The organism is Streptomyces sp. NPDC047853, from assembly GCF_043204535.1.
Taxonomy (GTDB): domain Bacteria; phylum Actinomycetota; class Actinomycetes; order Streptomycetales; family Streptomycetaceae; genus Streptomyces.
In genome coordinates, this window is the sequence record NZ_JBIDCI010000006.1 from 196,996 (window position 1) to 211,050 (window position 14,055).

Consider the following 14,055-nt stretch of genomic DNA (forward strand, 5'->3'; position numbering starts at 1 on the left):
GCCGAGGCTACGCCTTCGCCGCCCCGGAGCCGGATGTTCCGCCCGAACCGGACGGTCCGCCCGACCCGGATGTTCCGCCCGACCCCGCCCCCACCGAGGACAGCGGCTCCGCGATGTCCTCCAGCGAGCGCCGTTCCGCCTTCACGGCGAGGAACGCCGCCACCAGGCCGGCCGCGCACATCAGCCCGGCGCCGATCTGGAAGGCGAGGACCGTGTCGGCGACCACCCCGGACTCGGTGAGGTCGGCGAAGAGCAGCGGGCCGCTGATTCCGCCGGCGGCGGTACCGAGGGCGTAGAAGAAGGCGATGGCCATCGCGCGGGTCTCCATGGGGAAGATCTCGGAGACGGTCAGGTAGGCGCTGGAGGCGCCCGCCGACGCGAAGAACAGCACCACGCACCAGCAGGCCGTCATCGTCGTCGCCGTGAGCGAGCCGCGGTCGAAGAGGTAGGCCGTGCCGAACAGCAGGATGCCGGAGAGCAGGTAGGTGCTGGAGATCATGATGCGGCGGCCGACCGTGTCGAAGAGGTGGCCGAGGAGCAGCGGGCCCATGAAGTTGCCCGCCGCGATGACGGCGAAGTAGTAGCCGGTGCTGCCGGTCGGCACGTCGAAGAAGGTGATGAGGATGGCGCCGAAGCCGAAGGTGATGGCGTTGTAGAGGAAGGCCTGGCCGATGAAGAGGGAGAGGCCGAGGACCGCGCGGCGCGGGTAGCGGCCGAAGACGGTCTTGGCGATGAGGCCGAAGCCGATGCTCTTGCGCTGGTGGATGGTGATCTCACCGGCCGGCGGGGGGAGCTTCTCGCCCTTCTCCTCCTCGATCTCCCGTTCGACGGAGGAGACGAGGGTGTCGGCCTTCTCGCCCTGGCCGTGGATGAACTGCCAGCGCGGGCTCTCCGGTACGTGCCGGCGCACCAGGAGGATGACCAGGCCGAGGACGACGCCGAGGGCGAAGCTGAGCCGCCAGCCGAGGTCCTTGGGGAAGATGTCGGTGTCCAGCATGACGATGGACAGCAGGGAGCCGCCGATCGCGCCGAGCCAGTAGCTGCCGTTGATGATGAGGTCGACGCGGCCGCGGTACTTGGACGGGATCAGCTCGTCGATCGCGGAGTTGATCGCCGCGTACTCGCCGCCGATGCCGAAGCCGGTGAGGAAGCGGAAGAGGAAGAACCACCAGGACTCGAAGGACAGGGCCGTCAGCGCGGTCGCCGCCAGGTACACGACCAGGGTCGTGATGAACAGCTTCTTGCGGCCGTAGCGGTCGGTCAGCCAGCCGAAGAACAGGGCCCCGCAGCAGGCGCCCGCCACGTACAGGGCGGCGGCGAGGCCGGTGATCTGGGTGGAGCTGATGTCCAGTCCGCTGCCGTCCTCGGCGATGCGTCCGGCGACGTTGCCGACGATCGTGACTTCGAGGCCGTCCAGGATCCAGACGGTGCCCAGGCCGATCACGATCATCCAGTGCCACCGTGACCAGGGCAGCCGGTCCAGGCGGGCGGGGACGGCCGTGGTGACCGTACCGGTCGGGTTGGGCACCGAGGCCGACGACGATTCTGCTGTCATGGCTCCCTCTCCGTCGAGCGAACGCCTCCCTTGTGCCCTGCACCGGGAGGAACACGCCCGCCGCGCCGGGAGGCCGCGGGGCCGCCCGCAGCGGCAGCCCTACGCCCCCAGGATGCGGGAGACCGTGTAGATCAGCAGCCCGGCGAGCGAGCCGACGACCGTGCCGTTGATGCGGATGAACTGGAGGTCGCGGCCGATGTTCGCCTCGATCTTCTTCGTGGTGTGCTCGGCGTCCCAGCCCGCCACGGTGTCCGTGATCAGGGAGGTGATCTCGCGCCGGTAGGTGGTGACCACGTACACCGCGGCCCCCTCGACCCAGCCGTCGACCTTGCCCTGCACCTTGGGGTCGGAGGCCATCCGGGCGCCCAGCGACAGCAGTGAGGCCCGCACCCGCAGGCGCAGTTCGCTGCGCTCGTCCTCGGCCGCGGAGACGATCATGGAGCGTACGGCCGTCCAGGCGGACGCGATCAGGTCCTGGACCTCGCCGCGCCCCAGCACCTCGGTCTTCAGCCGCTCCACGCGCGCGCGGGTGTCCGTGTCGGCCTGGAGGTCGGAGGCGAAGTCGGCGAGGAAGCGGTCGAGGGCGCCGCGCGCCGGGTGGGCGGGCATGTCCCGCATCTCGGTGACGAAGCGCAGCAGTTCCTTGTAGACGCGCTCGCCGACCCGCTTGTCCACGAACCGGGGCGTCCATCCGGGCGCCCCGCCCTGTACGGCGTCCATCACGGAGTCGCCGTGCAGGACCAGCCAGTCGTGCGCGCGGGAGACGACGAGGTCGACGGCCCGCTTGTGACCGCCGTCGGTGACGATGCGGTCCAGCAGCTTGCCGATGCCAGGGGCGATCTCCTGGGCGTCGGCGCGCCGGGTGATCGCCTCCCCCACCACCGCCTGCACGTCGGAGTCGCGCAGCACGGTGAGGGCGCCGCGCAGGGCGGCGGACAGCTCCGCCGTCACCCGGTCGGCGTGCTCGGGCACGGCGAGCCAGGCGCCGAGCCGGCTGCCGATGCCGACCGCGCGCAGCCGCTGCCGTACGACGGCCTCGGAGAGGAAGTTCTCGCCGACGAACTCGCCGAGCGAGACGCCGAGCTGGTCCTTCTTCTTCGGGATGATCGCCGTGTGCGGGATGGGCAGGCCCAGCGGGTGGCGGAAGAGGGCGGTGACCGCGAACCAGTCGGCGAGCGCGCCGACCATGCCGGCCTCGGCGGCGGCGGCGACGTAGCCGGCCCAGGCACCGGCGCCCCGGTGCGCGGCCCACTCGGCCAGCACGTAGACCACGGCGACGAAGAGCAGCAGGCCGGTGGCGGTGAGCTTCATGCGGCGCACGCCGCGGCGCTTCTCCTCGTCGGCCGGGCTGAAGGACGTCATCGCCCGGTCGCGGAAGGCGCCGGGGGCACCGGGGGCACCAGAGGCTCCCGAGGCGGTGTCTCCGGTCTTCACGGGAGATCGCACGCCCGCCCCCGCGCCCGTCCCGGCGCCCGTCCCGACGTCACCGGTACCGCCGGTACCGCCCGTGTCGCCGGAACCACCCGGAAGTCCCGCTCCGCTGCTGTCCATCCGCTCCACCGTTCACTGTTGCGTCCCGCACACATTGTCCCTTCCTGACCGACTCCCGGAACGGAACACAAGTTCCCGGCGTCTGTCCGGGAGGGGGAACGCCCGGGGGTCGTACGGCCTTTCCCCGACCCATGACGCATCATGGGGTCATCGGACCGGAGCCTCGGGCTCCCCTCGCCCGAGGAGAACAGCACAGCATGACCCGGGGTCGTGACGGAGGTACGGGGGCACCTCCCACCCAGCACCGTGCCCTGCTCGCGGCGATCGTCACCCTGATAGTGGCGATCTCCGCGGCCATATACGTCGGCGCGTCCGCCGACGACGGCACCGGGGACCGCACCCCACCGGTCGCCGGCGGACGTTTCCCGGGGGGCGAGGCCGCCCCCGCCTCCACCGGGACCTGGGTCGGCGCCTGGTCCACGGCACCGGCGGCGGCCGAGCCGGGCACCGAGACCACCGGCATGGCGGGCCTGTCGGTGCGCAACGTCGTGCACCCGAGCATCGGCGGTACCAGCGCCCGGATCACCCTGTCCAACCTGTACGGGCAGTCCCCGCTGACCATCACGCACGCCTCGGTCGCCCTGGCAGCGGGCCCCGACACCGCCGCCGCGCTCGCCGACACCATGCGCCGGCTCACCTTCGCCGGCAGCCCCCGGGTCGTCATCCCGCCGGGCGGACAGGTGATGAGCGACATCGCCCGCCTCGCCGTCCCGTACGGCGCGGACGTCCTGGTCACCACGTACTCCCCGGTGCCGTCCGGCCCGGTCACCTACCACCCGCGCGCGCAGCAGATCAGCTACCTCGCCGAGGGCGACCGCGCCTCGGACGTCACGGCCGTCGCCTACACCACCGAGACCCGGTACTGGCGCTACCTGACCGCGCTGGACGTGCTGAGCCACGAGGCCCAGGGCACCGTCGTCGCCCTCGGCGACTCGATCACCGACGGCCTCGGCTCCAAGACCAACGCCAACCACCGCTGGACCGACGTCCTCGCCGAGCGCCTGCACGACGCGGCCCAGGGCGGGCGGGACACCCCCCGCTACAGCGTCGTCAACCAGGGGATCAGCGGCAACCGCATCCTGACCAGCAGGTCCGGCCGGCCCGCCGACAATCCCAGCGCGCTGAGCCGGTTCGAACGGGACGTACTGGGCCGCACCAACGCCAAGGTCGTCGTCATCCTCATCGGCGTCAACGACATCCTGCACAGCCCGAAGCTCGCCGACCGCGACCGCGTCCTCGAAGGCCTGCGCACCCTGACCGGCCAGGCCCACGCCCGGGGACTGAAGGTCGTCGGCGGGACGATCACGCCGTTCGGCGGCCACGCCGGCCACACACCGGCCCGCGAGACGATGCGGCAGGAGATCAACGAGGAGATCCGCTCGGGCCGCGTCTTCGACACGGTCGTCGACTTCGACAAGGCCCTGCGCGACCCCTACGACCCGCGCCGGCTGCGCGCCCAGTACGACAGCGGTGACCACCTGCACCCCAGCGACCAGGGTTACGCGCGCATGGGCCGGACCCTGGACCTGGACGACCTGAAGGGCGCCGCGCCCATCCAGCTGTGACCGGCACGCGCGCCGGCCGCCGGGCGCGGCACGCGGCTCAGTCCTCGCCCCGCCTGCGGCGGTCCCGCTCCTCGCGGCGCAGCTCACGCTCCTCACGGCGCTCGTCGCGGAGCCCGCGCACCATCTCCCGGTGCCCCTCGATCATGCTGTGGTGGGCGTCCGCCAGCTCCTCCTGGGTGGAGGAGCGCACCTCCCCGCGCCCGGCCCTGCGGTCCAGCTTCTCCTGCCGGCGCTCCTCCCGGGCCCGCAGCTTCTCCGCCCGCGTCAGCTTGCGGCGGACGCCGACGCCGCCCCAGAAGGCGAAGCCGGTCACGATCACGCGCGGCGCCCCCGCCTCGCCCGGCACACCGGACTCCCGGTGGTCGAAGTCGCCCATGACGCCGACCCCGCGGACCAGCACCTCGACCCCCGGCGGCACGATCACGTCGACCCCGCCCATGATCGCCACGCAGTTGATCACGACCTCGCGGTCGGCGAAGTACGCGTCCCGCAGATCGATCTCCCCGCCGCCCCAGAAGGCGAAGGAGTTGAACCGCTTGGGCACCGTCCAGCGCCCCTTGCGCTGGAACCCGGACATCACGGCCACCGCCCACGACGACGACCCCTCGCCACCGGTGACCCGGCCCGCCCAGTCCCCGTCCGCCGCCGGCTCCTTGGTCATCGACACCCTGGGCGTCACGACTCCCCCGCCGACCGGCAGGTCCCTGGTGATCGGCGCCAGCTCCCCGTAGGTACGGGCGCTGTACGTGGCGTCCAGCCGCTCCTCGAACTCGGTCATGTCCAGGCGCCCCTCGGCGAGGGCGTCCCTGAGGACCTCGGCGACTCGTTCACGGTCGGCGTCGGATGCGCGGAGTTCCGGGGCGTCGTCGGTCATGTACAGCAGCCTACGAGGTCACCGCGCCGGAAACTACGCGCTCGAACGTTCCGCGTACATCTTGGCGATCACCGACTCGATGTCCGGCTCCCGCACCGACAGGTCCACCAGGGGATACTCCGCCGCGATCCGCGCCACCAGCCCCGCCGCCGACGCCGACGCCGGGAACGCCAGCCACTGCCGCGGCCCCTCCACCCGCACCACCCGCGCGGGCGCCGCCACCTCGACCGGCGGCAACTCCCGCTCCAGGTCCACCACCAGGGTGCGCTCGCTCTCCCCCGCCTCGTGCAGGCCGGCGAGCGGACCGTCGTACATCAGCCGCCCGTGGTCGATCACCATCACCCGGGAGCACAGCTGCTCGATGTCCTGAAGATCGTGCGTCGTCAGCAGCACCGTGGTGCCGCGCTCCGCGTTCAGGTCCCGCAGGAAACCCCGCACCTTGGCCTTGGAGACCACGTCCAGGCCGATCGTCGGCTCGTCCAGGTACAGCACCTCCGGGTCGTGCAGCAGCGCCGCCGCGATGTCGCCGCGCATCCGCTGCCCCAGCGACAGCTGCCGCACCGGCACGTCCAGCAGCTCCTCCAACTGGAGGAGCTCCACGCACCGGTCCAGGTTCTCGCGGTAGCGGGCGTCCGGGATGCGGTACATGCGGTGCACCAGCCGGTAGGAGTCGATCAGCGGCAGGTCCCACCACAGCGTCGTCCGCTGCCCGAACACCACCCCGATCCGGCGCGCCAGCCGCGTCCGCTCCCGGGACGGATCGATGCCGGCCACCCGCAGCCGGCCACCGCTCGGCGTCAGGATGCCCGTCAGCATCTTGATCGTCGTCGACTTCCCGGCACCGTTCGGGCCGATGAAGCCGACCATCTCGCCGCGCGCCACGGAGAACGACAGCCCGTCCACGGCCCGCACCCGCCGCCGCTCCCGCTTCAGGAAACCGGTCCTCCTGCGCACGTCGAAGACCTTCTCCACCCCGGCCAGCTCGATGTAACCCGCCCCGGACCCCACGCCGTCCACCGCCTGTGCCAACGCCCTCAACTCCCCGTACTCCGATACGAACGAAGCCCCGCCCGCCAGGCCAGCCCCGCGAGCGCGCAGCACGCCACGGCCACCAGCGGCGACCCGAACGCCACCCACCGGGGCAGGTCCAGCGGATACGGCCGCCCCAGCACGTAGCACGCCGGCAGCCAGTTCACGAAGGCCAACGGCACCACGAACGTCACCCCCCGCACCAGGTCCAGCGCGAACACCGTCGGCGGATACTGCAACATCGTCGTCCCGCCGTAGGTGAAGGCGTTCGACACCTCCGAGGCGTCCTGCGCCACGAACTGGAACGCCGCCGCCGCCACGAACACCGCGCAGAAGATCCCCGCCCCGCTCAGCAGCATCACCGGCATCAGCAGCAGCTTCGCCACCGACCAGTCGACGTCCACGACCGCCAGCGCGTACCCCAGCACCAGCAACCCCTGCACCACCCGGCCCAGCCGGCGCAACCCGAAGCGGTCCGCCGCCACCTGCGCCAGCACCGGCACCGGACGCACCAGCAGCGTGTCCAGGGTGCCGTCCCGCACCCGGCGGCCCAGCCGCTCCATCGAACCGATCGCCAGGTCGGCCAGCCCGAAGGACACACCGGACAGCCCGTACAGCAGCGCCACCTCCGCCAGCGACCAGCCGCCCAACGCGTCGACCTGGGAGAACATCAGCAGGATCGCCACGAAGTCCAGCGCCGTCACCGCGAAGTTCCCGAACGCCGTCAGCGCGAAGGACGTCCGGTACGCCATCGTCGACCGCACCCACATCATCACGATCAGGCCGTACACCCGCAGCCCCTCCGCGACCCGGCCGTCCGCGTGCGCCGTCTCAGCCACCCTGCACCACCACCCGCCGCGTCGCCGCCGACTGCACCAGCCGCCCCACCGCCAGCAGCGCCACCGCCCACCCCGCCTGGAAGACGAACGTCCCCACCGCCCCGGCCTCCCCCAGCAGCACGTCCGCCGGCGCCTGGAGCAGCGACGACCACGGCAGCATGCGCACGACCTCGCCCAGCTCACCCGGGAACACGTTCAGCGGCAGCAGCATCCCCGAGCAGAACAGCCCCACGATCCACCCCATCTGCTTCACGCCCGTGCCGTCCAGCAGCCAGAACGCCGAGAGCGCCACCAGATAGCGCAACGCGAAACCCACCAGCATCGCCAGCACCACCGACACCAGGAACGCCGCCCACACGGACACCTCACGCGGCAGCTCCACCGGGAAGAACAACGAACCGAACACCAACGGCACCACCCCCCGTGCCACCAACTGGAACAGCGCCCGCCCCACGTCCGCCGCCAGCCACCACAGCTGAAGATCCACCGGCCGGTACAGATCCACCGCCACATCACCCGTACGGATGCGCTCCATCAGCTCGTCCTCGAAACCGCCGCCCCCGATCGCCAGCGCCGCCAGCAGGGCCTGCCCCAGCCACACGAACGTCACCGCCTGCGCCTGGTCGTAACCACCGAGCTGCGGTTTCTCCTCCCACAGGGCCAGGTACGTGTACACCAGCACCAGCCCGAAGACCGTGTTGGTGAACACCCCGGCGGCGGTGGCCACCCGATACGTCGCGTACCGTCGGAATCCCCCCGCCGCGACGGCCACGTACAACCGCCCCGAGCCCACGCCCACCGCACTCCCCCCGACCGGCACCGAAGCGCAGGAGCCTAGTGCGACGCCGACCGCCCGTGCCACGGATTTTCACGGGTGTGCCGTCGAGTGGGAACGGAACGCCCGGTGCGAGAGTCTTCTTCAGAGGGTGTCACCGGCATCAGGGGCGCCACAGGGCGCAGAAGCGTTGACAAGGCCGTGCGGGAGAAGACCGTACGACGCGAAACAGGAGTCCGTGCACGAGATGAGCGACGAGCCGCAGCCGCAGCAGCCGAACCAGGGCTGGGCCCCCAGAGAGCCACAGGCGGCCGGCTCCCCGGGGACCGACGGCCCGGGGAAGCCGAAGAAGCCGAAGCGCCCCCGGCGCACCGGCTGGCGCCGGCTGATCCCGACCTGGCGCATCGCGCTCGGCACCTGCGTCGTCGGCCTCCTCCTCCTCGTCGGCGGCTTCTTCCTCGGATACTCCCTGGTGCACATCCCGGCCGCCAACGCGCTCGCCCTCAAGCAGTCCAACGTCTACCTGTACGCCGACGGCAGCGTCCTCGCCCGCGACGGCGAGGTCAACCGCGAGAACGTCGGCCTCGCCCGCATCTCCAAGGAAGCCCAGCACGCCGTCCTCGCCGCCGAGGACCGCGACTTCTACACCGAGTCCGCCATCGACCCCGGGGCGATGGTGCGCGCCGGCTGGAACACCGCCACCGGCAAGGGCAAGCAGTCTGGCTCCACCATCACCCAGCAGTACGTCAAGAACTACTACCTCGCCCAGGAGCAGACCGTCACCCGCAAGGTGAAGGAGTTCTTCATCTCGATCAAGCTCGACCGGGAGAAGAGCAAGAGCGACATCCTCGAGGGCTACCTCAACACCAGCTTCTTCGGCCGCGGCGCCTACGGCATCCAGGCCGCCGCCCAGGCCTACTTCGGCATCGACGCCAAGGACCTCACCGCCGCCCAGGGCGCCTACCTCGCCTCCCTGCTCAACGCGCCCAGCCAGTACGACGTCGTCGCCCACCCCGAGAACCGGCCCGCCGCCGAGGCCCGCTGGAACTACGTCCTGGACGGCATGGTCGCCAAGGGCTGGCTCAGCCCCGCCGAACGCGCCGCCGCGAAGTTCCCCGCCCCCAAGAAGTCCACCATCTCCACCGGCATGTCCGGCCAGCGCGGCTACGTCGTCAACATCGTCCGCGACGAGCTGATCCAGAACGGCATCGTCGACGAGGAGGAACTCGGCCGCGGCGGCTACCGCATCACCACCACCCTCCAGAAGGACAAGCAGGACGCCTTCGTGAAGGCCGTCGACGACAAGCTGATGTCCAAGCTGGACAAGGACCGCAAGGTCGACAGCTACGTCCGGGCCGGCGGCGCCTCCGTCGACCCGCGGACCGGCAAGGTCGTCGCGATGTACAACGGCATCGACTACGTCAAGCAGTACACACCCAACGCCGTCCGCCGCGACTTCCAGGTCGGCTCCACCTTCAAGCCCTTCGTCTTCACCTCGGCCGTCGAGAACCACTCCGAGACGCAGGACGGCCGCATGATCAACCCCAACACGATCTACGACGGCACCAGCGAACGCCCCGTCCAGGGCTGGAGCGGCGGCCGCTACGCCCCGGAGAACGAGGACCACCACGACTACGGCGACGTGACCGTCCGCGAGGCCACCGACAAGTCCGTCAACGCCGTCTACGCGCAGATGGCCGTCGACGTGGGCTCCGACAAGGTCCAGCAGACCGCGATCGACCTCGGCCTCTCCAAGAACACCCCCGAACTGACCCCCTCCCCCTCCATCGCCCTCGGTGTCGCCACCGCCAGCCCCCTCGACATGGCGGAGGCCTACGCGACCCTCGCCAACCACGGCAGGCACGGCACCTACACGCTGGTCGAGAAGGTCATGAAGGAGGGCAAGCAGGAGGTCGAGCTGCCCGAGCGGCGCGAGCGCCAGGCCGTCAGCCGCGAAGCCGCCGACACCACCACCTCCGTCCTGCGCAGCGTCGTCCAGAACGGCACCGCCACCGCCGCCCAGGCCGCGGGACGCCCCGCGGCCGGCAAGACCGGCACCGCCGAGGAGGACACCGCCGCCTGGTTCGCCGGCTACACCCCCGAGCTCGCCACCGTCATCTCGGTGATGGGCCAGGACCCGAAGACCGCCGCCCACAAGTCCCTGTACGGCGCCATGGGCCTCGCCCGCATCAACGGCGGCGGCGCACCCGCGGAGATCTGGGGCCAGTACACCCGCGACGCCCTGAAGGGCGAACCGGTCACCGACTTCGACCTCCAGCTCATGACCGGCGCCGACGTCACCGAGGCCCCCTCCGGCGAGGCCTCCGACGAACCGGGCTCCGGCGACGAGAGCGGCAGCGGCGAGCCGGACGAGGGCTCGACCGGCGACGAGGACACCGGCGACGAGACCCCGGGCACGACCGGCGGCGGCAGCACCCCGCCGGGCGACACCGGGAACACCGGCACCGGCGACCCGTCGACCGGCGGCCCCACCACGGGCGGCGCCAGCACCGAACCGGGCCCCACGGGTGGCGGCGACGGCGGCGGGGGCGGGGACGACTCCTCGAACGGCGGCACCACCGAGGGCGGCGGGGACACCAGCGGCGCGGGCGGCGGGGACCCGGACACCGGGACGGTCGCCGGCATCCCCATCACCCCCCGGCGCCAGTGAGCGCCGAGCAGCCGGCGTCGCCGAGCGTCAGTGACCCGAGGTCGCCTTCAGGCCCACGACGGCGACCAGCAGCAGACAGATGAAGAAGATCCGGGCGGCGGTGACCGGCTCACCCAGCACCACCATGCCGAGCACCGCCGCACCGGCCGCGCCGATGCCCACCCACACGCCGTAGGCCGTACCGATGGGCAGCGTCCGGGCCGCGTACGACAGCAGGACCATGCTGGCGACGATCCCGGCACCGGTGAGCAGACTGGGGACGAGACGGGTGAAACCGTCCGTGTACTTCATCCCGATCGACCAGCCGACCTCGAGCAGACCGGCGACGAGCAGCAGAACCCAGGCCATGACAGGCACCTCCGTGAACGAACTGAACGGGGTGCGTCGTCTTTTCCTTCAGCCCGGTACGGCGCGTCTCGTCGGGGTTCCTCCAACCTAGCAAAAACAGGCCGAAGGGGCCGGTGACCTCGATCACCAGCCCCTCCGGTCCGTTCGCTACCGCCGGTTCAGAGGTACAACCCGGTCGAATCCTCGGACCCCTCGAACCGGTCCGCGGCCACCGCGTGCAGGTCGCGCTCGCGCATCAGCACATAGCCGACGCCCCGCACCTCGACCTCCGCGCGGTCCTCCGGGTCGTACAGCACCCGGTCGCCCGGCTCCACGGTCCGTACGTTCTGCCCCACCGCGACGACCGCGGCCCAGGCCAGCCGCCGGCCGACCGCCGCCGTGGCGGGGATCAGGATGCCGCCCCCCGAACGCCGCTCGCCCTCACCGGCGTCCTGCCGCACGAGTACGCGGTCGTGCAGCATCCGGATGGGCAGCTTGTCGTCCGGGGAACCGTGCTCGTTCTTCCTGTCGCTCACGCCCTGAACCTACCTGCCCCGGCTCAGCGCCCGCGCCGCCGGGTACCGCCCAGGGCCAGCAGCCCCACGACGCCGACGACCACGAGCGCGACGGGCAGGACGCGCTCCATCCGCGGTGCGCCCTTCTCGTCCACGAACTGCGACTTCACATCGCTGACCACCCGATTGACCCCGACATAGGCCCGCCCGAGGGTGTGGTCGACGCTGGAAGCGACCTTGGCCTTCGCATCGCCCACGATCGTCTTCGGGTGCACCCGCATGCCGAGCTCGTCGAGGGTCTCGGCCAGCACCTCGCGGCGGCGCTTGATGTCCGCCTCGATCTGCGCCGGGGTCCTGCTGTCCGACGTGTCCGCCACCGTACGCCTCCGCTGTCTTCTGACACTGTCCCGGACAGTCTGTCAGCTACTCGGTCCTCCGCACTGTCAGGACCCCCCGTTACGCTGGATCGATGAGCGAGCGACTCCAGCCCGGGGACCCGGCCCCCGCCTTCACCCTCCCGGACGCCGACGGCAACGAGGTGTCCCTGTCGGACCACGAGGGCCGCAAGGTCATCGTCTACTTCTACCCTGCTGCCCTTACCCCCGGCTGCACCAAGCAGGCCTGCGACTTCACGGACAACCTGGAGCTGCTGGCCGGCGCCGGGTACGACGTGATCGGCATCTCCCCCGACAAGCCGGAGAAGCTGGCCAGGTTCCGCGACACGGAGTCCCTGAAGGTCACCCTCCTCGCCGACCCGGACAAGAAGGTCCTGGACGCGTACGGCGCCTTCGGCGAGAAGAAGAACTACGGCAGGACGTACATGGGCGTCATCCGCTCCACGATCGTCGTCGACGAACAGGGCAAGGTCGAACGCGCCCTGTACAACGTCCGCGCCACGGGCCACGTAGCCAAGATCATCAAGGACCTGGGCATCTGACCCCGCTCCGTCGAAGGGCCCGTACCGACCCGCCCGGTATGGGCCCTTCCGCATGCCGCGCGTGACTGTCCGATAGTCGGTTCGTTACTCCGTACGAGGCTGCGAACGCGTGGCCGGGATGGAGGGGACCTGGTGGGGGCGAGTGCGTACAGCAGGGAGCGGCTGGAGGAGGCGGCTCGGGGGGCGCGGACGTTGTCGGAGGCGTTGGTGAGGTTGGGGGTGGATCCGAGGAGTTCGACGCGACGGTATGTGCTGGGGCGGATGAAGAGGCTGGGGGTCGAGGTATCGCACTTCCAGCGGGAGGGGGTGAAGTGGACCAGGGAGATACTTCAAGAAGCGGTCTCGGCCTCGACGAACATGTCCGAGGTTCTGAGGCATCTCGGGTTGGACGTGGTCGGCGGACACCACACCCACATCAGTCGCCGAATCAAGGCGTACGGCATCGACATCTCGCACTTCCGGATGCCGACTCGGAAGGGCAAGCCCTGGCGCCCCCGGACGCCGGAAGGACTGCTCGTCGAGCAACCGACTGCCCAAGTCCGGCGTATTCCGAGCGACCGGATCAAGTGGGCGATGACGACCGTGGGCGTGTCCGAGCAGTGCGCCCTCTGCGGCACCGGCACTGTGTGGCGGGGGCGGCCGCTCCCCTTGGAAGTCGATCACGTGGATGGCAACTGGCGGGACAACCGCCTCCAGAACCTGCGGCTCTTGTGCCCCAACTGCCACTCCACCACCGACACCTACCGGGGACGCGCCAAGGGAGGCACTCGCGCATGAGCAACTACCTTCCCTACACGCGCACGCGTCCCAGCTCTGCGGATCTACGCTCCGCGGTCGCGGGGTCGGTCTCGGTCGCGGCCACGCTGCGCAGCCTGGGCCGTCCCGACAACGGCACGCAACGAGCTCTGCTGCGCCGTTGGGTCGACGAGGAGGGCCTCTCGACGGCGCACTTCCTCGGTCAGGCACACCAACGGGGTGGGCCCGGTACGACCCCACCGAGGCGGGCCGAGCATATCTTGGTCAGGCACGACGAGGTGAGACGCACACGGACCGCTCTGTTGCGCCGGGCGCTGCGCGAGATCGGCCTGCCCGAGGAGTGCGCCGGGTGCGGCACCGGACCGGAGTGGCACGGCAGGCCGATGACGCTGGAGGTCGACCACGTCAACGGGGATTGGCGCGATGATCGCGCAGCCAATCTGAGGCTCCTGTGCCCCAACTGTCACGCCTCCACAGACACCTGGTGCAGAGGTGGGCAGCGGCGACCCGGCCTTCCCCAGTAGAGTGGCTCCGATCGAGCGCCCGTACGCCAATGGCCGAGCGGCAATCTTTAGGTGGTTGTGTTTGTCGGTTCGAATCCGACCGGGCGCACTGCGATTCGGCCCCCGCGCCTCCGCGGGCGCGGGGGCATCTCGACTGC

General features: G+C 71.0%; 14 protein-coding genes, 1 tRNA gene and 1 riboswitch. Of the genes, 6 read left to right on the forward strand and 9 right to left on the reverse strand.

Annotation, left to right across the window (positions count from 1 at the left end; all coding sequences use genetic code 11):
- Nucleotides 1-7 precede the first annotated feature (7 nt).
- Both ACGF5T_RS14435 and ACGF5T_RS14440 read right to left on the reverse strand, forming a co-directional pair.
- On the reverse strand, nucleotides 8-1,555 hold the full coding sequence (locus ACGF5T_RS14435) for an MFS transporter (RefSeq protein ID WP_356603841.1): 1,548 nt from the start codon (nucleotides 1,553-1,555) through the stop codon (nucleotides 8-10).
- Between the two features lie 99 nt (nucleotides 1,556-1,654).
- Nucleotides 1,655-3,106, reverse strand: a complete 1,452-nt coding sequence (locus ACGF5T_RS14440; RefSeq protein WP_366767245.1) for a DUF445 domain-containing protein — start codon at nucleotides 3,104-3,106, stop codon at nucleotides 1,655-1,657.
- 197 nt (nucleotides 3,107-3,303) lie between these two features.
- On the opposite strand from ACGF5T_RS14440, the gene ACGF5T_RS14445 reads away from it, so the two are divergent.
- On the forward strand, nucleotides 3,304-4,671 hold the full coding sequence (locus ACGF5T_RS14445) for an SGNH/GDSL hydrolase family protein (RefSeq protein WP_366767244.1): 1,368 nt from the start codon (nucleotides 3,304-3,306) through the stop codon (nucleotides 4,669-4,671).
- Between the two features lie 37 nt (nucleotides 4,672-4,708).
- Here the strand turns inward: ACGF5T_RS14445 and ACGF5T_RS14450 are convergent, their stop codons facing one another.
- Genes ACGF5T_RS14450 through ACGF5T_RS14465 form a run of 4 tightly spaced genes read right to left on the reverse strand, consistent with a single transcriptional unit; the run spans nucleotide 4,709 to nucleotide 8,212 of the window.
- Complete coding sequence (locus ACGF5T_RS14450; RefSeq protein ID WP_366767243.1) at nucleotides 4,709-5,545, reverse strand: DUF1707 domain-containing protein; 837 nt, start codon at nucleotides 5,543-5,545, stop codon at nucleotides 4,709-4,711.
- A 33-nt stretch (nucleotides 5,546-5,578) separates the two neighbouring features.
- On the reverse strand, nucleotides 5,579-6,583 hold the full coding sequence (locus ACGF5T_RS14455; RefSeq protein WP_392887955.1) for an ATP-binding cassette domain-containing protein: 1,005 nt from the start codon (nucleotides 6,581-6,583) through the stop codon (nucleotides 5,579-5,581).
- Nucleotides 6,580-7,413, reverse strand: a complete 834-nt coding sequence (locus ACGF5T_RS14460) for an ABC transporter permease (protein ID WP_366767242.1) — start codon at nucleotides 7,411-7,413, stop codon at nucleotides 6,580-6,582. The genes ACGF5T_RS14455 and ACGF5T_RS14460 overlap by 4 nt, the downstream gene beginning before the upstream one ends.
- Complete coding sequence (locus tag ACGF5T_RS14465) at nucleotides 7,406-8,212, reverse strand: ABC-2 family transporter protein (protein WP_356603852.1); 807 nt, start codon at nucleotides 8,210-8,212, stop codon at nucleotides 7,406-7,408. Before ACGF5T_RS14465 ends, ACGF5T_RS14460 begins: the two co-directional genes overlap by 8 nt.
- 223 nt (nucleotides 8,213-8,435) lie before the next feature.
- Here ACGF5T_RS14465 and ACGF5T_RS14470 point away from each other — a divergent pair, with 223 nt between their 5' ends.
- A complete protein-coding gene (locus tag ACGF5T_RS14470; protein WP_361011067.1) occupies nucleotides 8,436-10,859 on the forward strand; it encodes a transglycosylase domain-containing protein in 2,424 nt (807 codons plus the stop codon).
- Between the two features lie 27 nt (nucleotides 10,860-10,886).
- Here ACGF5T_RS14470 and ACGF5T_RS14475 read toward each other — a convergent pair whose 3' ends face one another.
- The 3 genes from ACGF5T_RS14475 to ACGF5T_RS14485 all read right to left on the reverse strand — a co-directional run bounded on the left by ACGF5T_RS14475 (nucleotide 10,887) and on the right by ACGF5T_RS14485 (nucleotide 12,078).
- Nucleotides 10,887-11,207 (reverse strand): multidrug efflux SMR transporter, encoded by a 321-nt coding sequence (locus tag ACGF5T_RS14475; RefSeq protein WP_053131664.1) that lies wholly within the window; start codon nucleotides 11,205-11,207, stop codon nucleotides 10,887-10,889.
- A 30-nt stretch (nucleotides 11,208-11,237) separates the two neighbouring features.
- Nucleotides 11,238-11,309: riboswitch (guanidine-III (ykkC-III) riboswitch) on the reverse strand.
- A gap of 56 nt (nucleotides 11,310-11,365) precedes the next feature.
- Nucleotides 11,366-11,668: a GroES family chaperonin gene (locus ACGF5T_RS14480; RefSeq protein ID WP_383641017.1), complete on the reverse strand. Its 303-nt coding sequence runs from the start codon at nucleotides 11,666-11,668 to the stop codon at nucleotides 11,366-11,368.
- A gap of 77 nt (nucleotides 11,669-11,745) precedes the next feature.
- On the reverse strand, nucleotides 11,746-12,078 hold the full coding sequence (locus ACGF5T_RS14485) for a DUF3618 domain-containing protein (protein ID WP_361011072.1): 333 nt from the start codon (nucleotides 12,076-12,078) through the stop codon (nucleotides 11,746-11,748).
- A gap of 92 nt (nucleotides 12,079-12,170) precedes the next feature.
- On the opposite strand from ACGF5T_RS14485, the gene bcp reads away from it, so the two are divergent.
- The 4 genes from bcp (at nucleotide 12,171) to ACGF5T_RS14505 (ending at nucleotide 14,006) form a co-directional block, all read left to right on the forward strand.
- Nucleotides 12,171-12,638, forward strand: coding sequence for a thioredoxin-dependent thiol peroxidase (gene bcp / locus ACGF5T_RS14490; RefSeq protein WP_356603859.1), 468 nt, complete (start codon nucleotides 12,171-12,173; stop codon nucleotides 12,636-12,638).
- 132 nt (nucleotides 12,639-12,770) lie between these two features.
- On the forward strand, nucleotides 12,771-13,415 hold the full coding sequence (locus tag ACGF5T_RS14495) for an HNH endonuclease signature motif containing protein (protein ID WP_366767241.1): 645 nt from the start codon (nucleotides 12,771-12,773) through the stop codon (nucleotides 13,413-13,415).
- Nucleotides 13,313-13,918 (forward strand): HNH endonuclease, encoded by a 606-nt coding sequence (locus ACGF5T_RS14500; protein WP_392888053.1) that lies wholly within the window; start codon nucleotides 13,313-13,315, stop codon nucleotides 13,916-13,918. Before ACGF5T_RS14495 ends, ACGF5T_RS14500 begins: the two co-directional genes overlap by 103 nt.
- 15 nt (nucleotides 13,919-13,933) lie before the next feature.
- Nucleotides 13,934-14,006, forward strand: a tRNA-Leu gene (locus ACGF5T_RS14505).
- Nucleotides 14,007-14,055: the final 49 nt, after the last annotated feature.

What these genes read in the sequence shown, in the direction of transcription:
- ACGF5T_RS14435 (WP_356603841.1), bottom strand. Translation starts at nt 1,555, where the DNA reads ATGACAGCAGAATCGTCGTCGGCCTCGGTGCCCAACCCGACCGGTACG.
- ACGF5T_RS14440 (WP_366767245.1), bottom strand. Translation starts at nt 3,106, where the DNA reads ATGGACAGCAGCGGAGCGGGACTTCCGGGTGGTTCCGGCGACACGGGC.
- ACGF5T_RS14445 (WP_366767244.1), top strand. Translation starts at nt 3,304, where the DNA reads ATGACCCGGGGTCGTGACGGAGGTACGGGGGCACCTCCCACCCAGCAC.
- ACGF5T_RS14450 (WP_366767243.1), bottom strand. Translation starts at nt 5,545, where the DNA reads ATGACCGACGACGCCCCGGAACTCCGCGCATCCGACGCCGACCGTGAA.
- ACGF5T_RS14470 (WP_361011067.1), top strand. Translation starts at nt 8,436, where the DNA reads ATGAGCGACGAGCCGCAGCCGCAGCAGCCGAACCAGGGCTGGGCCCCC.
- ACGF5T_RS14475 (WP_053131664.1), bottom strand. Translation starts at nt 11,207, where the DNA reads ATGGCCTGGGTTCTGCTGCTCGTCGCCGGTCTGCTCGAGGTCGGCTGG.
- ACGF5T_RS14480 (WP_383641017.1), bottom strand. Translation starts at nt 11,668, where the DNA reads ATGCTGCACGACCGCGTACTCGTGCGGCAGGACGCCGGTGAGGGCGAG.
- bcp (WP_356603859.1), top strand. Translation starts at nt 12,171, where the DNA reads ATGAGCGAGCGACTCCAGCCCGGGGACCCGGCCCCCGCCTTCACCCTC.